The sequence below is a fragment of the Methylobacterium sp. SyP6R genome, assembly GCF_019216885.1.
GTDB lineage: Bacteria > Pseudomonadota > Alphaproteobacteria > Rhizobiales > Beijerinckiaceae > Methylobacterium.
This window is the reverse complement of sequence record NZ_JAAQRC020000001.1, coordinates 2,071,860-2,082,827: the sequence shown is the minus strand read 5'-3', so window position 1 is coordinate 2,082,827 and position 10,968 is coordinate 2,071,860. Positions and strand designations below refer to the sequence as shown.

Annotated in this window: 8 protein-coding genes; 1 reads left to right on the top strand and 7 read right to left on the bottom strand. The window is 73.0% G+C overall.

Translation table 11 applies throughout. The annotated features are described in order from the left end of the window. Positions 1–221 precede the first annotated feature (221 nt). From HBB12_RS09620 to HBB12_RS09595, 6 genes are read right to left on the bottom strand one after another with little or no spacing between them, the layout of a single operon-like run. Entirely contained in the window at positions 222–1,103 is an 882-nt protein-coding gene (locus HBB12_RS09620; RefSeq protein ID WP_236989141.1) for a hypothetical protein, read from the bottom strand. Between the two features lie 55 nt (positions 1,104–1,158). Next, complete coding sequence (locus HBB12_RS09615; protein ID WP_236989140.1) at positions 1,159–3,036, bottom strand: ABC transporter ATP-binding protein; 1,878 nt, start codon at positions 3,034–3,036, stop codon at positions 1,159–1,161. 41 nt (positions 3,037–3,077) lie between these two features. Next, positions 3,078–5,147, bottom strand: coding sequence for a glycosyltransferase (locus tag HBB12_RS09610; RefSeq protein ID WP_236989139.1), 2,070 nt, complete (start codon positions 5,145–5,147; stop codon positions 3,078–3,080). Then, positions 5,144–6,508, bottom strand: a complete 1,365-nt coding sequence (locus tag HBB12_RS09605) for a glycosyltransferase family 4 protein (RefSeq protein WP_236989138.1) — start codon at positions 6,506–6,508, stop codon at positions 5,144–5,146. Before HBB12_RS09605 ends, HBB12_RS09610 begins: the two co-directional genes overlap by 4 nt. Continuing rightward, on the bottom strand, positions 6,505–7,749 hold the full coding sequence (locus tag HBB12_RS09600; RefSeq protein WP_236989137.1) for a glycosyltransferase: 1,245 nt from the start codon (positions 7,747–7,749) through the stop codon (positions 6,505–6,507). Before HBB12_RS09600 ends, HBB12_RS09605 begins: the two co-directional genes overlap by 4 nt. A gap of 13 nt (positions 7,750–7,762) precedes the next feature. Next, complete coding sequence (locus tag HBB12_RS09595; RefSeq protein ID WP_236989136.1) at positions 7,763–8,962, bottom strand: glycosyltransferase family protein; 1,200 nt, start codon at positions 8,960–8,962, stop codon at positions 7,763–7,765. 274 nt (positions 8,963–9,236) lie between these two features. Here HBB12_RS09595 and atzD point away from each other — a divergent pair, with 274 nt between their 5' ends. Further along, positions 9,237–10,355 (top strand): cyanuric acid amidohydrolase, encoded by a 1,119-nt coding sequence (atzD, locus tag HBB12_RS09590; protein ID WP_236989135.1) that lies wholly within the window; start codon positions 9,237–9,239, stop codon positions 10,353–10,355. A gap of 250 nt (positions 10,356–10,605) precedes the next feature. Here the strand turns inward: atzD and HBB12_RS09585 are convergent, their stop codons facing one another. Further along, positions 10,606–10,923 (bottom strand): c-type cytochrome, encoded by a 318-nt coding sequence (locus tag HBB12_RS09585; RefSeq protein ID WP_236989134.1) that lies wholly within the window; start codon positions 10,921–10,923, stop codon positions 10,606–10,608. Between the last annotated feature and the right edge of the window lie 45 nt (positions 10,924–10,968).

Below are 10,968 nucleotides of genomic sequence, written 5' to 3'. Positions count from 1 at the left end.
GCACCACCAACCCTCCCCCCTCTGCGGGAGAGGGTGGCCCCCGGAGGGGGCCGTGAGAGGGGCAGCGCGACGCCGATCCAGCGGGCGCCCTTCAGAACGGCTCAGAATTTTCCGGAGGCGGGGTTTCCCTCTCCCGGCCTGCTCCGCAGGCCACCCTCCCCCGCAGAGGGGGGAGGGTTCAACAGCCGTCGCGTTCTTGAATAGACGTCGGACCCCAATCGTCATGTCCCGTCCCTCCCGTGCAGGCGCACCCAGGTGAGGCGGGTGGGCGAATAGCCGGTCGCGGCGTGCAGGTCGTCGAAGGCGTGGGTGGCGGCGATCGCAGCACGCGCCGCTTGCGCCTCCGGGTCGTCCGGCCGGTAGATGAATTCCCGGCCGTTGCGACGCCAGCGCACCGGCTCGCCGGTGCGGGGTGCGGTCAGCATCGCGATGGTCGGGAAGGCGGGGCCCCCGTGGGCGTGGAGCCGGTGGGCCGCCGCGTCGTCGTCGAAGATCAGCCGCGTCAGGCCGCGCTCGCGGGCCTCCAGCACCCGCCGGGCCTGGCTGATATGGTCGTCGAAGAACCCGACCGCCCGGTCCGCCTCGAGACGCGGCAGGCGCGCCGCCGACCAGTCGCCGCCGTGGTAATGCGCGCGGGCATCGCGGTAGCGCAGGCCGGACAGGTCGGGATCGAAGCAGAAGATCTCGGCCTGCGGGCAGGCCTGGCGCATCACCCAGGTGGTGAGGCCGCGAAACACGCCCGATTCGACGATCACCTCGGGGTTGAGCGCGCGCATCAGCACGTAGAGCTGGAGCGCGCCGTTGAAGCCGTTGCCGCCCCGCTTCTGCGCCACCGGGGCCGTCGCGATCAGGTCCCAGAAGGTCGCGACGGCAGGCCCCGCTCCGCCGGGCAGCGACAGGCCGGAGGCGGCGAGGTCGGCATCGAGACGCGCGGCGGCGCCTGCGATCAGCGCCTCGGTCTCCGGACCGGAGAGCGGGCGATGGTTCCAGTCGGACACCGCCGGGACGAGGTCGTAGCCGAGCCGGTCGAACAGGCGGCCGAGGAAGCGGCGGCGCAGCCGCTCGACGAAGGGGTGGGGACGGAGGGCGGCGCCTTGGGACATCGGGGTCTCTTGGAAAAACGGGGTCTCTTGGAAAAGGTCGTCTCTCGGAAAAAGGTCAGGCGGCCTGCCGGAGCACCTGCCCGGCGACCCGGACGCAATGCCCGGGCTCGATCTCGGTCATGGTCCCGGCCGCGCCGCCGGTGAGGCGGTAGGGCTCGGGCCAGCTCGCCGGATCGGAGAAGCGGTCGCTCATCAGCAGCTTCAGGTCGAGGGGGTGGTCGAGATCGGGTTCGGGCACGGCGGCCAGAAGCGCCCTCGTGTAGGGATGGGCGGGGTTCTTGAAGAGCGCCTCCTTCGGCGCCTCCTCCACGATGTAGCCCCGGCACATGACGGCGATGGTGTCGGCGATGTAGTCGACCACCGCGAGGTTGTGCGAGACGAACAGGTAGGACACGCCGAGGCTCGCCTGGAGGTCCTTCAGCAGGTTGAGAACTTGGGCCTGGACCGAGACGTCGAGGGCCGAGACCGGCTCGTCGCAGAGCAAGACCCGGGGCTTGAGGGCCAGTGCCCGGGCGATGCCGAGGCGCTGGCGCTGGCCGCCCGAGAAGGCGTGCGGGTAGCGGCGCAGCGAAGACTGGTCGAGCCCGACCATGTCCAGGAGTTCCTTGGTCCGCTCGTAGCGCTCGTCCGAGCTGCCGACGCCGTGGATGCGCAGGGGCTCGGTCAGCAGTTCGTAGACCGTCATCCGCGGGTTGAGCGACGAGAACGGGTCCTGGAACACGAACTGCACCGCGCGGCGGAAATCCTTCAGCTCCCGGTCCTTGAGGGCGAAGACGTCGCGAGGCCCGCGGCCCGACCCGTCGTCGAAGGTGACGGTGCCGGCATCGGGGCGCAAAGCCCGCATCACCACCTTCGAGAGGGTGGTCTTGCCGCAGCCCGACTCGCCGACGAGGCCCAGAGTCCGGCCCGGATGCAGGCTCAAGGAGACGCCGTTGACGGCGTTGATCGTGCGGGTCTTTCCCTTGAACCAGCCCGAGCGCAGGGTGAAGGACTTGCGCACCCCCTCGATGGCGAGAAGCGGCCCGGCCGGATCGGGCCGATGCGGCTCGCCGGCCTTGCGGGCGAGCACCGCGCTCTTCACCTCGCGGATCGGGGTCAGGCGCTCGCCGGGCGCCATGTGGAAGCGCGGCACCGCCCGCATCAGCGCCTTCAGGTAGGGGTGGCCGGGACGGCGGAAGATCTCTTCGCGCGAGCCCGCCTCCATCACCCGGCCGCGATACATCACCACCACGTCGTCGGCCATGTTGGCCACCACCCCGAGATCATGGGTGATGAGCAGCATCGCCATGCCGGTCTCGGCCTGCAGCTCGCGCATCAGTTCCAGGATCTGGGCCTGGGTGGTCACGTCGAGGGCGGTCGTCGGCTCGTCGGCGATGAGGAGGGCGGGCTTGGTGATCAGCGCCATGGCGATCATCGCGCGCTGGCGCAGCCCCCCCGACAACTCGAACGGGTAGGTGACGAGCGCCCGCTTCGGATCGGGGAATCCGACACGGTCGAACACCTCGACCGCTCGAGCCTTGGCCTGGTCGGCCGAGACGTCGGCATGCAGCCGCAGGGCCTCGGTGACCTGATCGCCGACCGTGTGGAGCGGCGACAGCGAGGTCATCGGCTCCTGGAAGATCATCGCGATCCGCCCGCCGCGCAAGGCTTGCATCCGGGCGGAATCGGCCTTCAGCATCGCGATGTCGGTGCCGCCGGCGGGACCGGACGGGTCCTGGAGGCGTATGCCGCCGCCGGTGATCCGGGCGACCTTGGGCAGGATCTGCAGGATGGCCTGAGCGGTGACCGACTTGCCCGAGCCCGACTCGCCGACGAGGGCCACGGTGCGGCCCGCCGGCACGTCGAGGGACAGGCCGTCCACCGCCCGGAACGAGCCGGTATCGGTGGTGAAATCGACCGTGAGGTCGCGGATCGACAGGAGCGGTGCCGTCATCCTGGTGCCGTGCGGTCCTCTCGGGGGGCATCCCCGGGTCTTCAAGGGAAGATAGGGTCCGTTTGTGACACGGGCGACGGCGGGGGCGCAAACAAAGTGGCGGCCCGCGATATTCGCGAAGCCCGATCTATCGCAACATGAGTCGCGAGACGGTCGAGGAGGCGTTCGCAGAACTCCCAGGTCGCGTCGTCCTGCACCAGATGGTGGGTGAGGAGCCCGACCGGGCCGCCCTCCGCCACCGCCCGGGCGGCGCGGGCGATCACCCAGGCCGGGTCGGCCAGCCCGCCACCGGCGCGCCAGGCGATCGGATCGATCGCGGCGTCGGCCTGCACGAGCCCGGGCACCGGGGGCAGGGGGCTGGCCGCCGAGAGGCCGCGGTACCCGAGAGCCGGCAGGACCTCGGGGAAGGCGGGGGCGATGCGGTTCCAGGGCGGGACCAGCACCGGCAGCAGGCGGGGGCCGAGGCGGGCTGTCGCGAGGAGCAGGGCTTCCGCCGCGTCGGCCTTCAGCGCGGCGAGGGGGCGATGCGGGCCGAACTCCGCCGTCTTGGCCTCGATCGGGGCGTGGTTGGCATGGGCGAGGCCGTGGACCAGGAGATCGACCCGGGCCTCGTCGGCGAGACGCGCCGCCAGCGACGGCGCGGCCCGGGCCGGCACCGCCGCGAGCGCCATCGGCCAGCCGGTCCGGGCGGCGAGCGCGAGCAGGCGGTCGAGGGCGGGGGTGTGGGCGACCGCGTCGTCGTCGCGCCACCAGAGAAGGGTGGTTCGGCCTTCGTCCGTGGCGCGGGCGAGGGCGTCGATCAACGGATTCAAGTCGAGATTGGTGGCAAGGAAGGGCACTTTCCCCTCCCCCTTGTGGGGAGGGGCTAGGGGTGGGGGTGGTGCCGGATAGAGCATTGCGGTGCCTCCTGCACCACCCCCACCCCTGACCCCTCCCCACAAGGGGGAGGGGAAGAGTGTCATCCGGCCACGTTGGACATCTGCATCGACGCCAGCCAGCATCCCCTCGACGATCGCCACGCTCCGCCGCGCCCCGTCGCGGGCGATAGCGTGGTCCGTGGCCCGCAGGGGTGCGGCCAGGACCGCCTGCGCCAGGCGTTCCGCCGTCAGCTCGCTCTCCGGCAGCACCCGCGCGAGGCCGTGGGCCGCCAGGGTCTCGGCGCGCCGGCGCTGCTCGGTCTCCTGGCCGGCCTCGAACGGCACCAGCAGGGCCGGGCAGCCCCCGTGCAGGAGATCTAGCACCGTGTTGTAGCCGGCCTGGCTGACCGAGAGGGCGGCCCGCGACAGCAGGGCGCGGAAATCGGGCCGCGCCCGTTCGACGACCGCGTTCGCGGGCGCGGCCGCCGCCAGTGCCGCGAAGGCGGGCTCGGGCACCGCACGGCCGACGAGGATGCGCCAGGACAGGGCGGGGGTGAGGTGTGCGGCCGCGACCGCCGCCTCCTGCAGCGGCAGCCCGGCGGCGCTGGAGCCGCCGGAGACCACGATGCCGGAGCGGGGACCGCCCGGCGCCGGGACGGTCTCGGCCTCGTCGACGTAGCCGGTATAGCGCAAGCGCGCCGCCACCGTCGCCTCGACCGGCCAGGAGGCGTCCAGCGGCAGGAAGGCCGGATCGCCGTGGACCAGAACGGCGTCGTAAGCCTCGAGGCGGGCATGGGTGGCGGCGATCCGGTCACGCCGGCTCGGGGTCGCCAGGATGTCACGGATCGAGGCCAGCAACAGGGGGCGCGGCGAGGCCGCCAGCACGACCGCGACCAGGGTCTCGAATTCCGGCGCCAGCACCCGGCGGCCGAACGGGTAGAGTTCGGTGATGACCGCGTCCGGCGCGGCCTCCGCGACGGCGGCGAGCAGGGTCTGGCGGCGGGCCGCCAGGCGCTCCGGTGTCACCGGCGTGCCCTCCGGGTCGAGGAGCGCCGTGAAGGCGGTGCCGGTGATCCGCACCGGCGGCAGCTGCACCAGGCGGATGCCGTCGAGGCGCGGCAGCGCTACCGGCATGCCGCCGGAGACGAGCGTCACGGTGTGGCCGGCCTCCGCGAAGGCCCGCGCCAGGGACGCCGCCCGGGTGAGGTGCCCGGCCCCGAGGAGGTGGGTGACGGCGATCAGGATCCGGCTCATGCGCGCTCCCGGAGCAGGGGGCCGAGCGCCGCGCGCAGGCGGGCGGCGGCGGCGATCAGGCCGCGTTCCTCGCGGGCGAAGGCGAGGGCGGCGCCTTGCATCGCCGCGAGGGTCCCGGGCGCCCCGGCGAGGTCGCGGATCGCGGCGGTGAAGGCCGAAACGTCGCCCGGCGGCGTCACCCGGCCGGTCACGCCGTCCCGCACCACGTCCGGTACCCCGCCGTAGCCGCCGGCCACCACCGGGCAGCCATGGGCCTGCGCCTCCAGCAGCGCCATGCCGTAGGCCTCGTTCACGGCCGGCCAGACCAGGAGGTCGGCGGCGGCGTAGAGGGCCGAGAGGCCGGCGGGCGCCACGGTGCCGTGGCGTCGCACCCGGTCGCCGAAGGGGGCGAGCAGGGACGCGACTTCCGCTGCCGCCGGGCCGTCGCCGGCCACGTCGAGGGTCCAAGAACGATCGCCGAGCTGCGCCAGCGCTTCGGCGAGAAGGCGGTAGGAGGCGAGCTTGTCGCCCTCCCGCATCATCGCGACGGTGAGGAGGCGCAGGGGGGCGGGCGAGTTCGCGATGGACAGGGCCGTTCGGGGAAGAACGAGGCGCGGGGTCTCTCCTCTCCCCGCGGGTGGGGAGAGGGCTTCATCGACCTTGTCGTCGATGAAGTGAGCGCAGGCGAAGCCGGAGCGAGGGGGTCTCGACGGATGAGACTCCTCCGGAAATTCCCCCTCACCCTCGGCTGCGCCTCGCTGCGTTCCCTGGACGGGAACACAGCCCTCTCCCCGCCCGCGGGGAGAGGAGATCCCGCGCCGATCTCGGCTCGGCTCGTCGACGGAACAAGGCTGCACGGGCAGCAGCCAGTCGCCCGGATCGAGAAACGGCGGCAACTCGGCGAGCACCTGTCCCCTCGGCCGCGCCGCTTCCAAGGCCGGCCGGTCGCGGCGGTTCATGACGAGGATCAGGTCGGCGGCGTCGAGGGCCGCCTCGGCGCCGGCATGGCCGAGGGCGTGCGGGCCATGGGCGCGCCTCGGCGCCCGCGAGCCCTCCGCCACCACGTAGGGGATGCCGAGCGCCCGCGACACCGCCGGGCCGATCCAGTCCGGCGCCTTGTAGTAGACGTGATAGGTGAACCACAGGGCGGGCGGATCGGCCCGGTAGGCCGCGACCAGGCGCTCGGCCTCCGCCAGGGATTCCGCCTTCAAGCCCGGATGCCGCGTCCCGTCGGCATCGCGGGTGCGCAAGCGGCTGGCGAGATCCGGCGCGAATCCGGCCGCCGCCAGCGCCCGCAGGAGCAGCCGCGCCATCGTGCGCTCGCCGGAGGGCACCGGGTGATCCGGGGCCTTGAGCGGAGCGTAGAAGGCGACCCGGCTCATCGCCCCGCGGCGTCCCGGAGGAGCCGGGCCACCGTCTCGAACCCGGCCTCGGCGCCGAATTCCGCCCGCAGGCGGGCGAGCGCCGCCGCGGCGAGGTGCGCCCGCCCGGCGGGGTCGCGGGCGAGGAGGTTGATGGCGTTCGAGAGCGCCCCCCAGTCGCCCGGCGGCACCAGCCGTCCCTCGACCCCGTCGCGCAGGAATTCCGGGATGCCGGCGAAGTCGGTGGCGATGACGGCGAGGCCCTGCGAGGCCGCCTCCATGATGACGTTGGGCAGCCCGTCGCGGTCGCCGGAGGGAGCACGCTTGGCCGGCAGCACGAACAGGTCGGCCTCGCGCATCAGCGCCACGACCTCGGGCTGGGGCTTGGAGCCGAGAAAAATCACCTTCTGCGACAGGCCGAGGGCGGCGGCCTTGTCGCGCAAGGATGCCAGCGCCTCGCCGCTGCCGATATGGGCGAGGCGCCAATGCAGGTCGGGGGGAAGGGCGGCGAGCGCGTCGAGGAGGTCGTCGAAGCCCTTCTTCGCCACGGCCCGGCCGACGGTGACGAGGCGCAAGGGATCGGCCGGGTCCGAGCCGTCCCGGGCCGGGCGGCTCTCCGGGGGCGCAGGAAACCGCGACAGGTCGAGGCCGTGATAGACCAGGGAAACCCGGCCCGGATCGCCCGCCACCTCGCGCAGCCGTGCGGCGCCGGACGCCGTGCAGGTCACCGCGAAGGCGAGCCGCGCATCGTCGAGCTTCTCCGCCAGTTCCCAGTCCGGCGTGGTCCAGATGTCCTTGGCGTGGGCGGACGCACTCCAGCTCCGCCCGCTCAGGAGGGCGGCGTAGCGCGCCACCGAGGCCGGGGTGTGCAGGTAATGCACGTGGATGTGGCCGATCTCCGCCGGCAGCTCGCGGGCGAGCACCAGCGCCTGGCCGAGTCGCCGGCCGCGATTGGGCGTGCAATCGCGGGCGAGGTCGCGCCGGACGAGCTTCAAAAGGGGCCACAGACCCGGCCGCCCCAGGGCCGAGAGGGCGCCGCGCAACACCCGCCACGGTGCCTGGTAGAGATATTCCGGCAGGTAGGCGACGGGGGCGCGGATCTGCCGGTGCATCGGGTGCACGGCGCCGTCATGCGGCTGGCGCAGCGACCAGATCGCGAGGTCGAGGCCCCGCGCCTCGAGCCCCAGAAGTTCCTGGGCGATGAAGGTCTCGGACAGGCGCGGGTAGCCCTTGACCAGGACGGCGATGCGGAGCGGAGGCATGGATCAGGGTCGCTTACTCGGCGGCCACGCAACGGGTGTCGGCGGCGGCGGCGAGGCGGCGGATCGCCGTCAGGCCGTCGAGGAGGCCGGGGATCGGCCGGGCCGACGGGGTCGGCCGGTCGGGCAGGGTGTCGAGGGCCGCGGCCATGCGGCCGGTATCCTCGTCCTCCCCGGGCTCGATGACGCCGACGAGGCCGAGCCGGGCGGCGGCCCGCGCCCGGATCAGCTGCTCGCGCCGGGGCCGCACCCGCGGCAGGATCAGGGCCGGGCGGTCGAAGGACAGGATCTCGCAGAAGGTGTTGTAGCCGCCCATCGCCACCACGCCGGCGGCCCGGCGCATCAGCCGCTCCAGCCGCGCGTCGAAATCGAGGGAGGCGAGATGCGGATGGGCCGCGATGCGGGCGCTCAAGTCGGCCTGCTCGGCGGGCGGAAAGAACGGGCCGAACACGACCAGCGCCCGGTGGGCGATGGGGTGCGCCTCGTAGGCCCGCACCACCGCCTCGACCAGCTCGACCCCGTCGCCGCCGCCGCCCGGCGTGACGAGGAGGAACGGCTCCTCGGCCGTCTCGTCCGGCAGCGCTGCGTCGGGCGCTTCGCGGCGGAGATAGCCGGTATAGGTCAGGCGCTCCGCGACGCCCCCCGGCAGCGCCAGCCCGTCGAGGGGGGCGTAGATCTCCCGCAGGCCGTAGACCCAGAGCGAATCGTAGAGCGGCAGCACCGCGAGCGCGCCCTTGCGCTCCCATTCGGGCGCCAGCAAATCCGGATCGTCGAGGACGTCGCGCAGGCCCAGCACCAGCCGGCAGCCCCGGGCCTTCAGGCGGTGGAGCGTCGGCAGCACCTCGCCGTGGAAGCCCGCCGGCTCCTTGTCGACGAGGAAGAGGTCGGGATCGAAGCGCTCGGCGACGTGGCGGATCAGGGCGGCGCGGGTCGCCACCACCTCGCCGAGGCCGTGGCCGGGACCGAGGCTCTGGTACTCGCCGCTGGCGAGCTTGGTCACCCCGGGCAGGCGCCGGCAGCTCACCCCGGGGGCGAAGCGGAAGGCGTGGCTCACCGGCGAGCCGGACAGGATCACCACCCGCCGCTCCGGCGCCCCGGCCACCAGGGCGTGCGCGATCGCCCGCGCCCGGCGCAGATGGCCGAGCCCGAACGTGTCGTGCGAGTAGATCAGCACCCGCTGCGGGGAGCCGCCGGGCAGAGGCGAAACGAAGCTCATCCGCCGGACATTTCGGTCCGGGACGGCAGGGAGGCCCGTGCGGACACGGCGGGCCGGGTGCGGCTCAACGGTATCGGCATCGGGTTCTAGGACCTCCCGGGCGCGGGAGGCCAGACTAGCGCATCCGCCCCCGGTGCGGCTACCCGGGTGGCGCAGTTATGGCCAGGCTTGTGGCGGCGCAGCATCGTCGGGCAGGGTGGCGGCGCATTTGCAAGGGCGGGCGCCGGCCGTCGCGCCGCCCGGCCCCGTCGACGGAAGCCCCCGAGAGTTCCCGATGCCCGAATGCCTCGTCTTCCGCGTGCCGACCCGCCACCCCGCCGACGTGTCGGGGCTCGAGGCCCTGCTCGAGGCCGGCACCGTGGCTCCCGACGAGATCGTGGCTTTGTTCGGCAAGACCGAGGGCAATGGCTGCGTCAACGATTTCACCCGGCCGCTCGCCGTGATGGCGCTGGAAGCGGCGCTGGCCGCCCGCCTCGGCGTCTCGCCGGCCGTGGTCGGCGCCCGGGTCGCCCTCGTGATGTCCGGCGGCACCGAGGGCGGGCTCTCGCCCCACCTGCTGATCGTCGCCCGGCGCGAGGGGCCGGCCGGCGAGGTGAAGGCGGCCGATGGCAAGGCGCTCGCGGTCGGCACCGCCTTCACGGACGACTTTCTGCCCGAACAGATCGGCCGCATGGCGCAGGTCCGCGCCACCGCCGCCGCCGTGCGCCGCGCCATGGCGACGGCGGGCCTCGCCGACGGGGAGGACGTGCATTTCGTGCAGGTGAAATGCCCGCTCCTCACCAGCGCCCGAATCCAGGAGGCCGCCGCCCGGGGCGAGCCTGTCGCCACCCATGACACCTACGCGTCGATGGGCCTGTCCCGCGGCGCCTCGGCGCTCGGTATCGGGCTGGCGCTCGGTGAGATTCCCGAAGCAGCGCTCGACGATTCCGTCATCGGCACCCGCACCGACCTCTATTCCGGCCGCGCCAGCGCCTCGGCGGGGATCGAGCTGATGCGCAACGAGGTCATCGTGCTCGGCAATGCGCCGGGCTGGAGCGGACCCTTGCGCATCGCCCATCGGGTCATGCGCGACGGGATCGATTTTTCGGCGATCCAGGGGGCTCTGGCCGATCTCGGCCTGCCGACGGGCGGCCAGCTCCCGCCCGAGGCGTCCGAGCGCGTCGTCGCCCTGCTCGCCAAGGCCGAGCCGACCGGCGACGGGCTGATCCGCGGGCAACGCCACATCATGAACGACGACAGCGACATCAATGCCACCCGCCACGCCCGCGCCCTGGTCGGAGGCGTGGCGGCGGCGGCGATCGGGCGGACGGACCTGTTCGTGTCGGGCGGCGCGGAGCACCAGGGGCCGGATGGCGGCGGCCCGGTGGCGGTAATCGGGCGAGTGGGGGTGTAGCGCACCGGCTCGGCCGGCTTCAGCGCCTGCGGCCTGCCGACTGCTTCTCGCAATTGCTCCCACCCACGACCTCATCCTGAGGTGTTAGCCGATTGAAAATCGGCTGACCTCGAAGGAGACCTCCAGGAGTCACAGTGGTTTCTGGAGCCCTCCTTGGAGGCTCACTCCGTTCGCTCCTCAGGATGAGGTCGTGGGTGGGAAGGATTGCGTGGATTCGAACGGCATTGATGAACGGACTCACGGGAACCGCTCACCCCGGCGGAATCACGTCGATCTGGATGCCGCTGTAATACGCCGCCAGGTTCGCAATATCGGCATCCGACAGATCCTGCGCCGCCACCGACATGACCTCGTTCTTCCGGGTCCCGTTGCGGAACTCGGTCAGGGCCTTGACGAGGTACGGCTCGACCTGGCCGGCGAGGTTCGGCGCGTCGGGCAGCTTCGAGAGGCCGTCGAGACCGTGGCAGGCCTGGCACGAGACCGCCTTGGCCCGGCCGGCCTTGGCGTCCCCGGCGGCGGCCGGCGCGGTGGCGGCGACGAGCAGCAGGAGGGCGAGGGTGCGGGTCATCGGCATCTCTTGGGGCGTCTCCTGAGGGGGAGGGGGCGGCACCGG

What these genes read in the sequence shown, in the direction of transcription:
- HBB12_RS09620 (WP_236989141.1), bottom strand. Translation starts at nt 1,103, where the DNA reads ATGTCCCAAGGCGCCGCCCTCCGTCCCCACCCCTTCGTCGAGCGGCTG.
- atzD (WP_236989135.1), top strand. Translation starts at nt 9,237, where the DNA reads ATGCCCGAATGCCTCGTCTTCCGCGTGCCGACCCGCCACCCCGCCGAC.
- HBB12_RS09585 (WP_236989134.1), bottom strand. Translation starts at nt 10,923, where the DNA reads ATGACCCGCACCCTCGCCCTCCTGCTGCTCGTCGCCGCCACCGCGCCG.
- HBB12_RS09595 (WP_236989136.1), bottom strand. Translation starts at nt 8,962, where the DNA reads ATGAGCTTCGTTTCGCCTCTGCCCGGCGGCTCCCCGCAGCGGGTGCTG.
- HBB12_RS09610 (WP_236989139.1), bottom strand. Translation starts at nt 5,147, where the DNA reads ATGAGCCGGATCCTGATCGCCGTCACCCACCTCCTCGGGGCCGGGCAC.
- HBB12_RS09600 (WP_236989137.1), bottom strand. Translation starts at nt 7,749, where the DNA reads ATGCCTCCGCTCCGCATCGCCGTCCTGGTCAAGGGCTACCCGCGCCTG.
- HBB12_RS09615 (WP_236989140.1), bottom strand. Translation starts at nt 3,036, where the DNA reads ATGACGGCACCGCTCCTGTCGATCCGCGACCTCACGGTCGATTTCACC.
- HBB12_RS09605 (WP_236989138.1), bottom strand. Translation starts at nt 6,508, where the DNA reads ATGAGCCGGGTCGCCTTCTACGCTCCGCTCAAGGCCCCGGATCACCCG.